Origin of the sequence: Curtobacterium sp. MCLR17_054, from assembly GCF_003234335.2 — a bacterium.
Lineage (GTDB): Bacteria > Actinomycetota > Actinomycetes > Actinomycetales > Microbacteriaceae > Curtobacterium > Curtobacterium flaccumfaciens.
Genome location: NZ_CP126263.1, coordinates 1,360,128 through 1,376,545, shown reverse-complemented (window position 1 = coordinate 1,376,545; position 16,418 = coordinate 1,360,128). Strand labels below are relative to the sequence as shown.

Genomic DNA, 16,418 nt, shown 5'->3' with positions numbered 1-16,418 from the left:
GCTGACGGTTCCGGTTCACCATCCCCCGGGTTCGCGAACCGGAACCGTCACCCGAGCACGCCCGCACACCTCCGCTGCACCCGCAACCCGGCAGCCCGCAGCACCGCAGCCCGCGGACGGAGTGATCGTCCCGCACCGCCGCCTCGTTCACCGCGCGGCACCCCACCGATCGCCCCGGGACGGCCATTTCCTCTCGACGCGTGACGGTTCTGGTTAACGATCGCCGAGGATCGCGAACCAGAACCGTCACGTCGCCGGTCAGGAAACGCTTCCCCGGCCGAAGCAGGGCGGCTGACGGCGCTCAGTCGATCGCGCGGAGCTCCAGCACGATCGCGGTCGCGGGTGCGAGCAGTGGCAGCCGGGCGCCGACGTCCTCGAACACGGCGCCGGTCAGTTCCAGGTGTCCGCGCACGAGCCACTCCGGCGGCACCATGTCGAGCCCGCGCGGGACAGCGAGCCCGGACACCGGGGCGAGCCGGTAGCGCCGCGACCGGTCGAGTCCGCGCACCCGGAGCGGCACCGGCAACGACCTCGGCCCCGTCTCCGTCCGCGCCACCCGCACCAGCGCACGCGAACGGTCGGTGTCCACGACCGACGTCGCCACCGTTCCCGGGTCTCCGAGGTCCAGGTGCCGCAGCCGCCCGGAGTGCAGCAGCCCGCGCACCCGTCGGTACAGCGCCGTCCAGGCCCGGAGCCGGTCGAGCTCCTCGGGCGACAGCTTCGTGATGTCGGTCTCGATGCCGGCCGAGCCGAACAGCGACACCGCCATCCGGAAGTCCAGGTCGAGGTGCCGGCCCGTGGTGTGCGAGACCTCCGGCCCGACGTGCGAGCCGATCAGCTCGAGCGGGAGCAGTGCCTCGGTCCAGCGCTGGATCGGCAGTCGCTCGAAGGCGTCGTTCGAGTCCGACGGCCACACCCGGTCGGTCCGCTCGAGCACACCGAGGTCGATCCGGGCGCCGCCGCTCGCGCACGCCTCGATCTCGAGCCGCGGGTGCCGCGCACGCAGCTCGTCCATCAACGCGTACACGCCGCGGGTGTGCGCGTCGATGCCGGCGCGTCCCGCGTGCACCGCGTGCACGATGTCCCGGTTCTGGTCCCACTTCACGAAGTCGACGTGGTGCTCGCCGATCACGCGGGACATGCTCTCGAGCACGTGGTGCCGGGCCAGTGGGTTCGCCATGTCGAGCACGTACTGGTTCCGCCACGTGCGGACATCATCCTCGGGGCGCTGCAGCATCCACTCGGGGTGTGCCGTGGCCAGCTCGGACACCGGGCTGACCATCTCGGGCTCGAACCACAGGCCGAACTCCATGCCGAGCGCGCGTACGCGGTCGACGAGCGGTGCCAGCCCGTCCGGCCACACCGACGGGTCGACGCGCCAGTCCCCGAGCGAGGTCGAGTCCGACCGCCGGCCGAGGAACCACCCGTCGTCGAGCACGAACCGCTCGACGCCGATGTCCGCCGCCGTCTCGGCCAGGGCCACCAGGGGCTCGAGCTCCTGCCGGTAGTAGACGGCCTCCCACGTGTTGAGCACCACGGGCCGGGGTCGTCGCGGGTGCCCCGGGCGGCTGCGCAACGAGTCGTGCAGGCGGTCGGACAGCCCGTCGATCCCGGCGTCGCTCCAGACGAACACGGCGTCGGGGGCGGCGAACGACTCCCCCTCACCGAGCACGACCTCGCCGGCACGCAGCAGTTCTCCGGCACCGAGCAGCGGTCGCGCCTCGGCGAGCTGGTCGTACCGGTACACGGAGTCCGCGCTCCAGGCCAGGTGCACCGCCCACAGCTCGCCCTCGGCATCCGAGAACCCGGGCGTCCCGAGCACGAGCAACGTCGGCGAGTCGTGGCCCGTCCGCCCGCGACGGCTCTCCCGCGCGTGGCTCCCGGCCGTCGCCGATCGGCGCTGCGGTGTGCGCTCACGCGTCCACCGTCCGCCCAGGTCGAGCACCTCGGTGATCCGCTCCCCCACCGGCAGCGCCGCCTCGAGCGCCTGCACGTGCACGGGCTCGGCGTGGGTGTTCGTCACCGTGTGCCGCACCCGCAGCACCCCCGCGGAGTCGAGCGCGAACTCGCTCCGGAGCGCCAACGAGTCCGACTCGGCGGTCACGACTATCCGATCGTCGTCACCGATCACCACCACGTCACGCCACCGCGGCACGAGCGGCATCCCGTCCACGTGCCCCGCGATCCCCGGTCGCCCCTCCCACCCGTCGCGCTCGGTCGGCAGCACCGTGAGCGGCCACCGCGCGTCCAGCGCACTCGGTCCGAGCGGCCGTCCGAGTGCGAGCAGCAGGTCGGCCGCATCGTCCGGCGCGACGGGCCCGACGTCCCGACCCCAGTGCAGCACCTCGGGCAGCCCGTCCGCCGCGGAGGCCAGCACCAGCGACACCCCGGCTGATCGCAGCACGTGCAGGCGTCGATCGCCGGCACCGACGGCTGTCGACTCGCGCTCCACGACGGTCACGAGACCCGCTCCTCGCGCAGCACGCGGACGCGTCCGGCCGGCACGACGGTGTCCGGCCCGTGGCCGGACCCGTCGAGCAGGTCCGTGCCGGACGCGACGACCGTGACGTCGTCAGCACGGTGGTTGACGAGGAACAGGAAGGCGGAACCGTCGTCGCCGACGCGACGCACCGCCTCCAGGCCGGGAGGCCCGGTGACCGTCCGCAGGATCCCCCGCTCCGCGATCACCCCGTCCACGAGCCGTTGGATGCTGTCGTCCGCGAGCATCGCGGACACGTACCAGGCGCCGCCGCCGACGGCGCGGCGCGTGACGGCGGCCCGGCCCGCGAGCGGGCCGTCGGTGTACCGGAGCACGGACTCGGCGTCATCGAGCACGACCGCCTCGGCCCAGTCGGTGACGACCTCGCCGTCGTCGAGGGTCCAGCGTTCGTCGCGCTGCAGCGGGGTGAACTCCTCGCTCCAGGCGCCGAGCACCTCGCGGAACGCGCCCGGGTAGCCGCCGGTGCGGATGCGGGCGGTCTCGTCGGCGACGCCGGACAGGTACGTGACGATCAGGGTGGCGCCGCGGTCCACCACGCCGGACAGCCGCGCGGCGGTCGCGTCGTCGACGATGAGCATCGTCGGCACGACGACCACGTCGTAGCCGTCCAGGTCGGCGTCGGCGGGGACCACGTCCGTGAGCACCTGCCGGTCGTGGAACGCGCGGTGCCAGGCGCGGAGTTCACGACCGTAGCGCAGGCCCCGGTGCGGCTTGAGCCCCGACTGCACGGCCCACCCGGAGGCCTCGTCCACGACGATCGCGACCCGGGCCGGCTCGACTCGGGTGCCCTGCACGGGTGCGAGGGCCTGCAGCGCCCGGCCGAGGGCGAGCACCTCGGGCCAGATGCGTGTGCGGGTGCCGGCGTGCGGGAGCATCGCCGAGTGGAACTGCTCCGCGCCCGCGGTGGAGGCCCGCCACTGGAAGAACAGCGCCCCGTCGGACCCGTGCGCGACGTGCGCCAGGGCGTTCCGGACGAGCTCCGCGGGTTCCTTGGCGCGGTTGCGCTGCTGCCAGCTCGGGCCGCCCGTCGAGTGCTCCATGAGCAGCCAGGGACGACGATCCGCCGACATCCCGCGCATCCGGTCACCGGCCAGCGCGAGGTCCTGCTCGCGGCGGGCGTCGTCGACGAGCGTGTAGTGGTCGTTCGCGACGATCGCCACGTGCTTCGCCCACCCGGCGTAGTCGACGACCTGCGACCCGGCGCCCACCATGAAGTTCGTCGTGACCGGCACGTCCGAGTGCTGCTCGATGACGGCCTTCTCGGCGTCGTACTGGCGGAGCAGGGCGTCGGACGAGTACCGCTCGAAGTCCAGCGCGAGCCCGGGGTTCGGTGCCCCGCCCACACCCCGTGGCGGCGAGACCTCGTCGAACGAGGTGTACGTGTGCCCCCAGAAGGCCGTGCCCCACGCGTCGTTCGCGGCCTCGACGTCGCCGTACTTCGCGACGAGCCAGTACCGGAAGTCCGCTGCCGACTCCTCGCAGTAGCACCGGCCGTTGCCGCCGCCGAGCTCGTTGCTCACGTGCCAGAGCCGCACCGCGGGGTGTCGGCCGTACCGCTCCGCCAGCGCGTCGACCACGCGGAGCGCGTGCTCCCGGAACAGCTCGGAGGCCGGGCACCACCCGAGTCGCCCACCGGGTCGTTCCCGCCGCTCGGTGGCGTCCACGGGCAGGATCTCCGGGTGTGCGGTCAGCAGCCAGTTCGGTGGTGCAGCGGTCGGCGTCGCGAGGTCAACCGCGATGCCGTGCTCGTGCAGCAGCGCGAGGACGTCGTCGAGCCACTCCCACGTGAAGTCCCCCGGCGACCGCTCGAGCAGTGCCCACGAGAACACCCCGACGGTGACCAGGTTCACCCCGGCCTCGCGCATCAGTCTGACGTCCTCGAGCCAGGTCTCCCGGGGCCACTGCTCGGGGCTGTAGTCGCCGCCGAACGACAGGCCGTCGGTCGGCCACGGGACGGTGGGGGCAGCGGTCACGGCATCTCCTTCGATGGTGTGGACCGCTCAAGCCTCCCGTCTGCGTCCGCGTTTGTCAACGTGTGTAACTAACGCGCCGAGACCTCTGCCTGATGCCTCGGCCGCTCACTCCCCCAGCAGCCGACGGATGGCGAGGACCGCCCCGGCGCGTGCCCACTCCGAGAACTCGAACGGCTGTACCTCCACCGTCACCGGCTCGGTGTACGGCGCCAGTGCGGCTCGCATCGACTCGTCGACGGTCGCCCGCGCCAGGTCGTACACGGGCAGCCCGTCGCCCGTCAGGACGACCGCCGAGGGGTCCGCGATGTGCACCGCGGTGGCGAGCAGGACCCCGAGGGCGCGGCCGGCATCCTCGAACGCAGCGAGGGCACCCTCGTCGCCGTCCCGCGCGAGCTCGACCACCTGGTCGTAGGTCTTCCCCTCGTGGCCGGCGTTCCGCACGATGACCGGGCTGGGAAGGTAGCTCGAGGCGCACCCGGCGTGACCGAGGCCACAGTCCGGACCGCCTCCGAGGACGGGAAGGTGCCCGATGCGCCCCAGTCGCCCGTGCTCCCCGGTGGAGACCTGCCCGTTCGCGATGAGCCCGAGGCCGAGGCCCTCACCGACCGTCACGAGCACCATCGACCCACGGCCGGCGCCCGCACCGAACCAGTGCTCCTTCGCCGTCAGCGCGTGGACGTCGTTCGCGGTGAACGTGGCGATGCCCGTCCGCTCCTCGAGCATCCGGGCGAACGGCACCTCGTGCCACCCGAGGAACACCGACGCCGCGACGACGGACTCCCCCGCGCGGACCATGACGTCTCCGGGCAGCGAGACCCCGATCGCACAGATGGCCGGGTGCGCATCCCGGAGCCGCTCGAGCACCAGGGCGATCTGCTCCGCGAGGGACTCGGCGGCGGTGTCGTCGATCGCCTCTTCGTGCAGGGCGAGGACCCGTCCGCCCAGGTCCGTGACCGCGGCGTACAGGCGGTCCTTCGTGAGCTTGACGCCGAGGAACTCCCACTGCCCACTGCTCACCTGCAGGAGCTCCGACGGACGACCGGTGGCACCGCGCACGTCAGTCCCGACCTCGACCACGAGCCGCTGTGACACGAGGATGCGCATCGCCCGCGTGAGGCTCGCCCGTGAGAGCCCGAGTGACCGAGCGATCTCGGCACGGGAGAGCACCCCGTGGATGAGGATCTCCCGCAGCGCCAGTCGGGAGCCGTCGGGCAGGGCCGGCCAGGCTTCGGTCATCGTTCCTCCGTCGTCGGCTGATCCTACGGCCTCACCGGTCCCCGTCGACAAGGACCCAGAACGGGCGGTAAACGCAGAAAACCCCTGACCACGAATGGTCAGGGGTTCCCTGGTTCTTCATACGTTAAGTCCGGCGGCGTCCTACTCTCCCACAAGGTCCCCCTTGCAGTACCATCGGCGCTGAGAGGCTTAGCTTCCGGGTTCGGAATGTGACCGGGCGTTTCCCTCTCGCTATGACCACCGGAACACCTTCGACCATGATCTGGTCTCAAAGCTGTTCCGACTGCTGCCCTCCGTGAAGAGGGCAGAGCGGTGTATTCAGTTTCGATTCCCGATCGTCTGTCGGGAACCACAAAGTGGACGCGAGCCCGTGCAACAAGTGCACGGAAATCAGTGTGTTATCAAGTCTTCGGCTTATTAGTACCGGTCAGCTCCACGGGTCGTTAGTCCCCGCTTCCACATCCGGCCTATCAACCCAGTAGTCTGCTGGGAGCCTCTCACACTCAAGGTGCATGGAAATCTCATCTCGAAGACGGCTTCCCGCTTAGATGCTTTCAGCGGTTATCCGGTCCGAACGTAGCTAATCAGCGGTGCCCTTGGCAGAACAACTGACACACCAGAGGTTCGTCCATCCCGGTCCTCTCGTACTAGGGATAGATCTTCTCAAATTTCCAACGCGCGCAGCGGATAGGGACCGAACTGTCTCACGACGTTCTAAACCCAGCTCGCGTACCGCTTTAATGGGCGAACAGCCCAACCCTTGGGACCTACTCCAGCCCCAGGATGCGACGAGCCGACATCGAGGTGCCAAACCATGCCGTCGATATGGACTCTTGGGCAAGATCAGCCTGTTATCCCCGAGGTACCTTTTATCCGTTGAGCGACAGCGCTTCCACAAGCCACTGCCGGATCACTAGTCCCGACTTTCGTCCCTGCTCGACCTGTCAGTCTCACAGTCAAGCTCCCTTGTGCACTTACACTCGCCACCTGATTGCCAACCAGGTTGAGGGAACCTTTGGGCGCCTCCGTTACTCTTTGGGAGGCAACCGCCCCAGTTAAACTACCCATCAGGCACTGTCCATGAACCCGATCAGGGTCCTACGTTAGACATCCAAAGTGACCAGAGTGGTATTTCAACAATGACTCCACGAACACTAGCGTGCCCGCTTCACAGTCTCCCACCTATCCTACACAAGCCACTCCGAACACCAATACCAAACTGTAGTAAAGGTCACGGGGTCTTTCCGTCCTGCTGCGCGTAACGAGCATCTTTACTCGTAGTGCAATTTCGCCGAGTTCGCGGTTGAGACAGCTGGGAAGTCGTTACGCCATTCGTGCAGGTCGGAACTTACCCGACAAGGAATTTCGCTACCTTAGGATGGTTATAGTTACCACCGCCGTTTACTGGGGCTTAAATTCAGAGCTTCGCCCAAAGGCTAACCCTTCCTCTTAACCTTCCAGCACCGGGCAGGCGTCAGTCCGTATACATCGTCTTGCGACTTCGCACGGACCTGTGTTTTTAGTAAACAGTCGCTTCCCACTGGTCTCTGCGGCCTTCAACGCTCACGGAGTAAATCCGGTCACGTGTCCGGCCCCCTTCTCCCGAAGTTACGGGGGCATTTTGCCGAGTTCCTTAACCACGATTCTCTCGATCTCCTTGGTATTCTCTACCTGACCACCTGAGTCGGTTTCGGGTACGGGCGGCTGCAACCTCGCGTCGATGCTTTTCTCGGCAGCATAGGATCACTGATTTCCCCTTACGGGTACGCGTCGGATCTCAGGCATACAGACGACGGATTTGCCTATCGTCAGCCCTACATCCTTACACCAGGTTCACCTTACGGATACCATCGCCTGGCTCAGCTACCTTCCTGCGTCACACCTGTTCATACGCTAACCGCACCAGCATGGGGTCGAGCGTTAGACCGGCCACCATCACCCCGAAGGGATCCGGATGTACCGGGTTAGGACTCTTAGCACCACTGGATTAGCTTGGGCGGTTGTTCGCCGGTACGGGAATATCAACCCGTTGTCCATCGACTACGCCTGTCGGCCTCGCCTTAGGTCCCGACTTACCCAGGGCGGATTAACCTGGCCCTGGAACCCTTGGTCTTTCGGAGGACGGGTTTCTCACCCGTCTTTCGCTACTCATGCCTGCATTCTCACTCGTGTAGCGTCCACGGCTGGATCACTCCGCCGCTTCACTCGCCACACGACGCTCTCCTACCACTCCGCACGACTGAACCACGAAGGCTTGTCTATAGTGCGAAATCTACAACTTCGGTGGTGTGCTTGAGCCCCGTTACATTGTCGGCGCGGAATCACTTGACCAGTGAGCTATTACGCACTCTTTCAAGGGTGGCTGCTTCTAAGCCAACCTCCTGGTTGTCTGTGCAACTCCACATCCTTTCCCACTTAGCACACGCTTAGGGACCTTAGTTGGTAGTCTGGGTTGTTTCCCTCTCGACGATGAAGCTTATCCCCCACCGTCTCACTGCTGCGCTCTCACTCACCGGCATTCGGAGTTTGGCTGACGTCAGTAACCTGTTGAGGCCATCGGCCATCCAGTAGCTCTACCTCCGGCGAGAAACACGCAACGCTGCACCTAAATGCATTTCGGAGAGAACCAGCTATCACGAAGTTTGATTGGCCTTTCACCCCTATCCACAGCTCATCCCCTCCATTTTCAACTGAAGTGGGTTCGGTCCTCCACGACGTCTTACCGTCGCTTCAACCTGGCCATGGATAGATCACTTCGCTTCGGGTCTAGAACATGCGACTCAAACGCCCTATTCAGACTCGCTTTCGCTACGGCTGCCCCTCACGGGTTAACCTCGCCACATATCACTAACTCGCAGGCTCATTCTTCAAAAGGCACGCCGTCACCCCTACTAAGGAGGCTCCGACGGTTTGTAAGCAAACGGTTTCAGGTACTATTTCACTCCCCTCCCGGGGTACTTTTCACCTTTCCCTCACGGTACTTGTCCGCTATCGGTCATCTGGGAGTATTTAGGCTTATCAGGTGGTCCTGACAGATTCACACGGGATTTCTCGGGCCCCGTGCTACTTGGGATACACATCCGGCCATAACACCATTTCGTCTACGGGGCTGGCACCCACTACGGCCCGGCTTTCAAACCGGTTCGACTATGATGCGCTGTAACCGTCCCAGTCCGGCAGAACTGAGTGACGTGTCCCACAACCCCGACCATGCAACGCCCGCCGGCTATCACACATGATCGGTTTAGCCTCATCCGCTTTCGCTCGCCACTACTCACGGAATCACATGTTGTTTTCTCTTCCTGTGGGTACTGAGATGTTTCACTTCCCCACGTTCCCTCTACCCGCCCTATATATTCAGGCGGGAGTCACCAGGTCGCAAAACGCCTGGCGGGGTTTCCCCATTCGGAAATCCTCGGATCGAGGCTCGATTATCAGCTCCCCGAGGCTTATCGCAGATTTCTACGTCCTTCATCGGCTCCAGATGCCAAGGCATCCACCGTTTGCTCTTAGAAACTTGACCACAAAGATTAAAATTGCGATCCAACGTCACCAATCAGCAGCCCGAAGGCTGATCATGGATGACGCGAATCAAGATGCTCGCGTCCACTGTGTAGTTCTCAACATACGATCGGCACCAGCACTCCCCCACCACAACGGTAGGTTCACCCTGGCCCGACGAAGGACCCGTAGGCCCAACCCCCACCACCACTCACGTGACAGCAGGAAGCCTGGTCCCTCAGGACCCAACAACGTGCACCAGCCAGCAGCTCCACCCACGACCCGTCCCAACCCTGCAAGCAGAGCGTACTGAGGTCGGAGGCATCACTCCCAACTGCACTGTCAATGTTCCACCCATGAGCTACCCGTCGGACACGTTCGGTCCGAAACAGGCGCCTGGACCAGCAACCAACCACCCCTAATGGGCGACCAGCACTGACCAGATGCTCCTTAGAAAGGAGGTGATCCAGCCGCACCTTCCGGTACGGCTACCTTGTTACGACTTAGTCCTAATCACCGATCCCACCTTCGACGGCTCCTTCCACAAGGGTTAGGCCACCGGCTTCGGGTGTTACCGACTTTCATGACTTGACGGGCGGTGTGTACAAGGCCCGGGAACGTATTCACCGCAGCGTTGCTGATCTGCGATTACTAGCGACTCCGACTTCATGAGGTCGAGTTGCAGACCTCAATCCGAACTGAGACCGGCTTTTTGGGATTCGCTCCACCTTACGGTATCGCAGCCCTTTGTACCGGCCATTGTAGCATGCGTGAAGCCCAAGACATAAGGGGCATGATGATTTGACGTCATCCCCACCTTCCTCCGAGTTGACCCCGGCAGTCTCCTATGAGTCCCCGGCATAACCCGCTGGCAACATAGAACGAGGGTTGCGCTCGTTGTTGGGACTTAACCCAACATCTCACGACACGAGCTGACGACAACCATGCACCACCTGTACACCGACCACAAGGGGGCGACCATCTCTGGCCGTTTCCGGTGTATGTCAAGCCTTGGTAAGGTTCTTCGCGTTGCATCGAATTAATCCGCATGCTCCGCCGCTTGTGCGGGCCCCCGTCAATTCCTTTGAGTTTTAGCCTTGCGGCCGTACTCCCCAGGCGGGGCGCTTAATGCGTTAGCTACGACACAGAAACCGTGGAAAGGTCCCTACATCTAGCGCCCAACGTTTACGGCATGGACTACCAGGGTATCTAATCCTGTTCGCTCCCCATGCTTTCGCTCCTCAGCGTCAGTTACGGCCCAGAGATCTGCCTTCGCCATCGGTGTTCCTCCTGATATCTGCGCATTCCACCGCTACACCAGGAATTCCAATCTCCCCTACCGCACTCTAGTCTGCCCGTACCCACTGCAAGCCCGAGGTTGAGCCTCGGGATTTCACAGCAGACGCGACAAACCGCCTACGAGCTCTTTACGCCCAATAATTCCGGACAACGCTTGCACCCTACGTATTACCGCGGCTGCTGGCACGTAGTTAGCCGGTGCTTTTTCTGCAGGTACCGTCACTTTCGCTTCTTCCCTACTAAAAGAGGTTTACAACCCGAAGGCCGTCATCCCTCACGCGGCGTTGCTGCATCAGGCTTTCGCCCATTGTGCAATATTCCCCACTGCTGCCTCCCGTAGGAGTCTGGGCCGTGTCTCAGTCCCAGTGTGGCCGGTCACCCTCTCAGGCCGGCTACCCGTCGTCGCCTTGGTGAGCCATTACCTCACCAACAAGCTGATAGGCCGCGAGTCCATCCCCAACCAAAAAATCTTTCCACCACCAGACCATGCGGCCAGTGATCATATCCAGTATTAGACGTCGTTTCCAACGCTTATCCCAGAGTCAGGGGCAGGTTACTCACGTGTTACTCACCCGTTCGCCACTAATCCACCCAGCAAGCTGGGCATCATCGTTCGACTTGCATGTGTTAAGCACGCCGCCAGCGTTCGTCCTGAGCCAGGATCAAACTCTCCGTAAAAAAATACAGACCCAACACCCGAAGGCATCAGACCGAGTTGATTCTGACTGTTGACTGTCTACTGACAATCTTCAATCCAAAAGGAATTGCTTCATGACCCAGTCAGCAAGCCGACCAGGCACGAGGTCAATCAATAAATTGGCATTGACAATGTGCACGCTGTTGAGTTCTCAAGGACCAGACGCACTCCCCGCTCGACCCACAAAAGGTTCCGCCAGAGAGGCATTCGTCTTGTTCCACCGTCAGACACGTCGAATCACTTCGACTTCTTCGGGGGGATGTTGCCTGAGCGGGACCCCGTCCGGACTGCGCATCCAGGGCTTGCACCCTGTGACCGTCTCGGCCGTTCAGTTCTCCGCCTCAGCGGCAACGAGTGATTACTTTACACACGCCCCAGGGGCCCTGCCAACCGTCGTCCCTCCCGGGCGTGTCGCAGTCGGGTGAACGGCACGTGGCCCCCGGGTTTCCGGGGATCGACGGGGGTGAGCGCGACCCCGGGAACGACGGAAGGCACGGTGCGAACCCGCACCGTGCCTCCCGACTGAACGAACAGGACCGACCTACTCGGCCGCGGCCAACTGGCCGCACGCCCCGTCGATCTCCTTGCCGCGGGTGTCGCGCAGGGTCGTCGGGATGCCGGCGGCGTTGAGTCGGCGGACGAACTCGTCCTGCACGTGCACCTCGGACGAGGTCCACACGGAGCCCGGCGTCGGGTTGAGCGGGATCGGGTTGACGTGCACCCACCCCTTGCCGCGCTTGTTGAGCTTCTCGGCGAGCAGGTCGGCTCGCCAGGCGTGGTCGTTCATGTCCTTGATGAGCGCGTACTCGATCGAGACACGACGGCCCGTCTTCACGTAGTAGTTGTGCGCGGCGTCGATCGCCTCGTCCGCCTTCCAGCGCGAGTTCACCGGGATGAGCTCGTCGCGGAGCTCGTCGTCGGGAGCGTGCAGGGACAGCGCGAAGGTGAGCGGGATCCCTTCGTCCGCGAGCTTGATCATCGCGGGCACCAGGCCGACGGTCGACACCGTGATGCCGCGGGCACTCATGCCGAGACCGTTCGGCTGCGGCGCGACCATCAACCGCACGGCGTCCATCACCCGCTTGTAGTTCGCGAGCGGCTCCCCCATGCCCATGAACACGATGTTCGTCACGCGCTCGGCGTCGACGCGGTCGTTGCCGCCCTTGCGGGGATCGCCCCCGAGCTCACCAGCGGCGATCGCGGCGTTGGCCCGGACGATCTGCTCGATGATCTCGGCGGTGGACATGTTGCGGGTCAGCCCCGCCTGGCCGGTGGCGCAGAACGGGCAGTTCATGCCGCACCCGGCCTGGGACGAGACGCACAGGGTGATGCGGCCCGGGTAGCGCATGAGGACCGACTCGACCAGGGCGCCGTCGTGCAGCCTCCAGAGGAACTTGATCGTGTCGCCGTTGTCCGTCGCCAGCCGCCGGGTCTCGGTGAGGAGCGGCGGCAGCATCCCGGCGACGAGCTGCTCCCGCTGGGCGGCGGGCAGGTCGGTCATCTTGGCCGGGTCGGACGTGTAGTGCTGGAAGTAGTGGGTCGCGAGCTGCTTGGCGCGGAACCCGGGCAGGCCGAGTTCCTTCACGCGGGCCTCGCGTTCCTCGGCCGTCAGGTCGGCCAGGTGCACGGGCGGCTTGCCACGCTTCGGGGACGCGAACTGCAGGAGCGGACGACCGTCGGTGTCGGTGGCCTGCTTCCAGCCCTCGGTGCGCGGGCGCACCTGCGGACGAGCAGACTGCTGCTGTTCGAACGGGGTGCGGGTGTCGGAAGCCATCACTCCAGGATACGGGAGGCCCGTGATCGGTGGGGACGCCCCGTCCGGGTGGTCCTGCTGGTCACCACCAGGGCCGCACCACGGCTGGTCGGGTCAGCTGCCGGCGGGCAGGACGCGCGCGAAGTGGTGCGCCGCCGAGTACATCGGGACGATGTCGACGACCTCGCCCGGGTGCGGTGCCTGCAGGACGAGTCCCTGGCCGAGGTACAGGCCGACGTGGTCCTCGTCGTCGTACACGACGAGGTCACCAGGGAGCGCCTCGGACTCGGGGATCGTGGTGGCGACGGCGTCCTGCGTCGGCACGTAGTGCACGAGCTGGATCCCCACCGCCTGGTACGCGACCATCGTGAGCCCGGAGCAGTCGATGCCCGCGTGGCTCGCGCCGCCCTCGACGTACGGGTCCCCCATGTACTGCAGGGCGGTCTGCACGATCGTGGCCCGGTCGCCGCCGGCCGAGAGTGCGGCGGACAACGCGGACTGTGCCTGCGCGGTCGTCACCCCGAAGCGGAGGTCGAGCGTCGGGTACGACACGATCGTCGTCGTCGTGGTCATGCCGTCGGTGGAGACCACGGGGACCTGGACGTCGTGCGCCACCGTGAAGGTCTGAGCGGCCTGCGCCGTGGTCGTGCCCGAGCGGGTGTCCGCGGGCAGGGTGTCGGCGTTCGCGGGCAGGGCGAGCGTCAGGCTCGAGGTCACCGCGATCGCGGGGGCGAGCAGGATCGCCGCGCGCTTCGCGTTGGCGGAGCGACGGATGTGCCGCGGGTCGACGGCGCGCTCGGCACGCAGGGTGGCGGTCCGGCTCAGCACCGCACTGCCGGCCGACGACGCGACGGGGGCGGGACGCGGCTGCATCCGCACGGTCCGGGCCGGCTTCGGGTGCTCGACGAAAGTGGAGCGGGCGGCCGCCGGGCCGAGGGCCGAGCGGCGGCCACGGGGACGGGACTGCTGCGTGTCCGGCGTCAGCGGCGCGGGGTCGACCGCGGGGTGCGTGTGCGTTCGCGCGGGCTGACGGTCGTCGGCTGCTGCAGGCAGGGTGTGGCGTCCCATGGGTCCTTCCGGGTCGGGACCACTCGGCGGTCCGGAAAGTAACGTATTGGTCACGACGGTGCTCGCGGCTGGGCAGCGCCGGAGTGTTCCTGCGGCTGGTCACAGGAACGAGCACCGCTCGCAGGCCACTCCGACGGCGCGCACGGGCGTTCCGGAGCCGGCCCGCGGCGGTGGACCCGGGCTCAGACCGGCGTGACCCGCATGACGGCGGCGATCCGGGCCTCCCGGTCGGCGGCCAGGCGGTCGAGGCGAGCCGACAGCGCGACGACCGACGCGTCCACCGGGCTGTCCCCCGAGATGTCCCCCGGGATCGGGACACCGGCGCGCACCGCGAGTGGCAGGACGCCCGCCCAGACGGAGTGGTCCTCACCGTCCGCCGGGTCCTCGCCGACACCGTGGGCTCGGACCTTGACGCTCGCGCGGTCGAGGGGCAGCTGGAGGACCTGGGTGGCGCGGACCTCCTTCGCGGTCATCTCTCGCACCTCGGCTCGGCGGCCCGGCATGAGGTGGTCCGCCACCTGCCAGAGGGCTTCGGCGCGGAGGTCGGTCGGCACCACGGTCGCGCGCCCGGCGATCATCGCGCTGCGGTAGTTCGCCGAACTGTCGTTGGTCGAGCGTGCGAACACGAGGCCGTCCAGGTGGGTGACGGTGGCGGCGACCGGGACGCCCTCGGCCCCGGCGTCGAGGAACAGCCCACCACCGGTCGAGCCGTGCAGCAGCAGGACGGAGCCGTCGCCGAGGTCCCCGACGGCGCAGAGGAACGGCAGGACGACGGGGTGGCCGCCGCGGACGATGCCGACGTGGGCGAGGTGGGCCTCGGCGAGGATCGCGTGCAGGACGGCGGGGTCGTCGGACTGACGGTCGCGCAGGCGGCGGACGTGGAGCGAGGGGCCGTCGGTGGGCGGTTCTGGTTCGGGGCTCGAGGTGGGCATGCCGTCACGCTAGGGTCACCAGTGGTCCGGTGCCTGGACCAGATCGGGGCGATCACGGTGGACCAGTCGAGCAAGGTGTCGGGTGTGGTGGCACGGGTGCGTGGGATGGTGCACGACGGCACCCTGCGCGAGGGCGATGCGCTGCCCTCGACGCGGGCGCTGGCGGCGGAGCTCGGGGTGGCCCGGGGCACCGTCGTCGCGGCGTACGAGCAGCTCGACGGCGAGGGGTACCTGCGGACGCGGCACGGTGCCCTCGCGCGGGTCGCGGCGAGTGTGACGGTGGACGCGGGCATGACGCCGGCTTCGGTCGGCGCCCGCTCCCCCGATCCGGACGCTCCGGCCCTGACGTCCTCGCTCATCGACTGCCGTCCGGGCATCCCCGCCGTCACCGCCATCCCGCAGCGGGACTGGCGGGCAGCCTGGCACGCAGCGGCGTCGGCCCCGCTCCGGAACGCGATCGCGGACCCGCTCGGCTCCCCCGACCTGCGCGCACAGGTCGTCGCCCAGCTCGGCCTGACCCGCGGGTTCACGACGTCGGTCGACCGGGTGCTCGTGACCGCGGGGACCTCGGAGGCGCTGTCGCTCGTCACCGAGGCGCTGCGGGGGCTGCTGGGTCGCGCTCCCGTCGTCGCCGTCGAGGACCCCGGGTACCGCACCGGACACCGTGCGGTCACGAGTGCGGGTGGGTCCCTGGTGGGCGTCCCGGTCGGCGAGGACGGCCTCGACCTCGACGCACTCGAGGCCGCCGGACCGATCGACGCCGTCCTGGTCAGCCCGACCCACCAGTACCCGCTCGGATCGGTGATGCCCGTCGCCCGGCGCCGGCGGCTCCTCGCCTGGGCCGCCAGCACCGGCACCGTCGTGGTGGAGGACGACTACGACTCCGAGTTCCGGCACCGCGGCACGCCCGTGCCCGCGCTGGCCGCGCTCGACGCCGAGGGTGTGGTGCTGCACGTCGGCGGCTTCTCGAAGACCCTCGACCCCCGGCTGCGCTGCGCGTACGTCGTGCTGCCGACGGTGGCAGCGACGGGCCCTCTGGTGGCGGAGGCGGTCGTGGCTGCTCGCCGTGCGCGCGGCGCCGTGGTCGCCGAACCGGTGCAGGCCGCGCTCGTGCACCTGCTGCGGACGGGTGCGCTGCGGCGACACCTGGGTCGGGTGCGCCGCGACTACACGCACCGCCGGGCCCGGATCGCGGCTCGGCTCGGCGGCGTCGCCGGCCTGGAGGCTCGTGCCCTGAACGGCGGGCTGCACGCGGTGGTCACGTGGTCTGGTCCGACCACCGGGACGCAGATCGCGCGTCGGCTGGCGGACGCCGGGGTGCTCGTCGCGACGCTCGAGGAGTACGGGCTCGCTCCCGGCAGCACGCCGCCGGGCATCGTGTTCGGCTACGGCGCCGTGACGATGCCGGAGCTCGACCGGGCGCTCGACGCCCTGGTGACGGCGGTCACGCGCGACTGAC

Annotated in this window: 7 protein-coding genes and 3 rRNA genes; 1 reads left to right on the top strand and 9 read right to left on the bottom strand. The window is 66.9% G+C overall.

Annotated features, from left to right (window positions below; genetic code table 11):
• Nucleotides 1–301 precede the first annotated feature (301 nt).
• The 9 genes from DEJ08_RS06655 to DEJ08_RS06615 form a co-directional block, all read right to left on the bottom strand.
• Entirely contained in the window at nucleotides 302–2,461 is a 2,160-nt protein-coding gene (locus DEJ08_RS06655) for an alpha-galactosidase (RefSeq protein WP_258367309.1), read from the bottom strand.
• A complete protein-coding gene (locus DEJ08_RS06650) occupies nucleotides 2,458–4,473 on the bottom strand; it encodes a beta-galactosidase (RefSeq protein WP_111055609.1) in 2,016 nt (671 codons plus the stop codon). Before DEJ08_RS06650 ends, DEJ08_RS06655 begins: the two co-directional genes overlap by 4 nt.
• Before the next feature lie 105 nt (nucleotides 4,474–4,578).
• Nucleotides 4,579–5,709 (bottom strand): ROK family transcriptional regulator, encoded by a 1,131-nt coding sequence (locus DEJ08_RS06645; RefSeq protein WP_111055610.1) that lies wholly within the window; start codon nucleotides 5,707–5,709, stop codon nucleotides 4,579–4,581.
• A gap of 128 nt (nucleotides 5,710–5,837) precedes the next feature.
• A 5S ribosomal RNA gene (rrf, locus tag DEJ08_RS06640) occupies nucleotides 5,838–5,954 on the bottom strand.
• A gap of 152 nt (nucleotides 5,955–6,106) precedes the next feature.
• Nucleotides 6,107–9,232 (bottom strand): 23S ribosomal RNA (locus tag DEJ08_RS06635).
• Between the two features lie 432 nt (nucleotides 9,233–9,664).
• Nucleotides 9,665–11,187 (bottom strand): 16S ribosomal RNA (locus tag DEJ08_RS06630).
• Together the 16S, 23S and 5S rRNA genes form the textbook arrangement of a ribosomal RNA operon.
• 560 nt (nucleotides 11,188–11,747) lie before the next feature.
• Nucleotides 11,748–12,980, bottom strand: coding sequence for a dual-specificity RNA methyltransferase RlmN (rlmN, locus tag DEJ08_RS06625; protein WP_111055539.1), 1,233 nt, complete (start codon nucleotides 12,978–12,980; stop codon nucleotides 11,748–11,750).
• Between the two features lie 93 nt (nucleotides 12,981–13,073).
• Nucleotides 13,074–14,027: a C40 family peptidase gene (locus DEJ08_RS06620; RefSeq protein WP_084741318.1), complete on the bottom strand. Its 954-nt coding sequence runs from the start codon at nucleotides 14,025–14,027 to the stop codon at nucleotides 13,074–13,076.
• A gap of 182 nt (nucleotides 14,028–14,209) precedes the next feature.
• Entirely contained in the window at nucleotides 14,210–14,959 is a 750-nt protein-coding gene (locus tag DEJ08_RS06615; RefSeq protein WP_111055538.1) for a pyridoxamine 5'-phosphate oxidase family protein, read from the bottom strand.
• Nucleotides 14,960–14,980: 21 nt separating this feature from the next.
• Here DEJ08_RS06615 and pdxR point away from each other — a divergent pair, with 21 nt between their 5' ends.
• Nucleotides 14,981–16,417, top strand: coding sequence for a MocR-like pyridoxine biosynthesis transcription factor PdxR (pdxR, locus tag DEJ08_RS06610; RefSeq protein WP_111055537.1), 1,437 nt, complete (start codon nucleotides 14,981–14,983; stop codon nucleotides 16,415–16,417).
• Nucleotide 16,418: the final 1 nt, after the last annotated feature.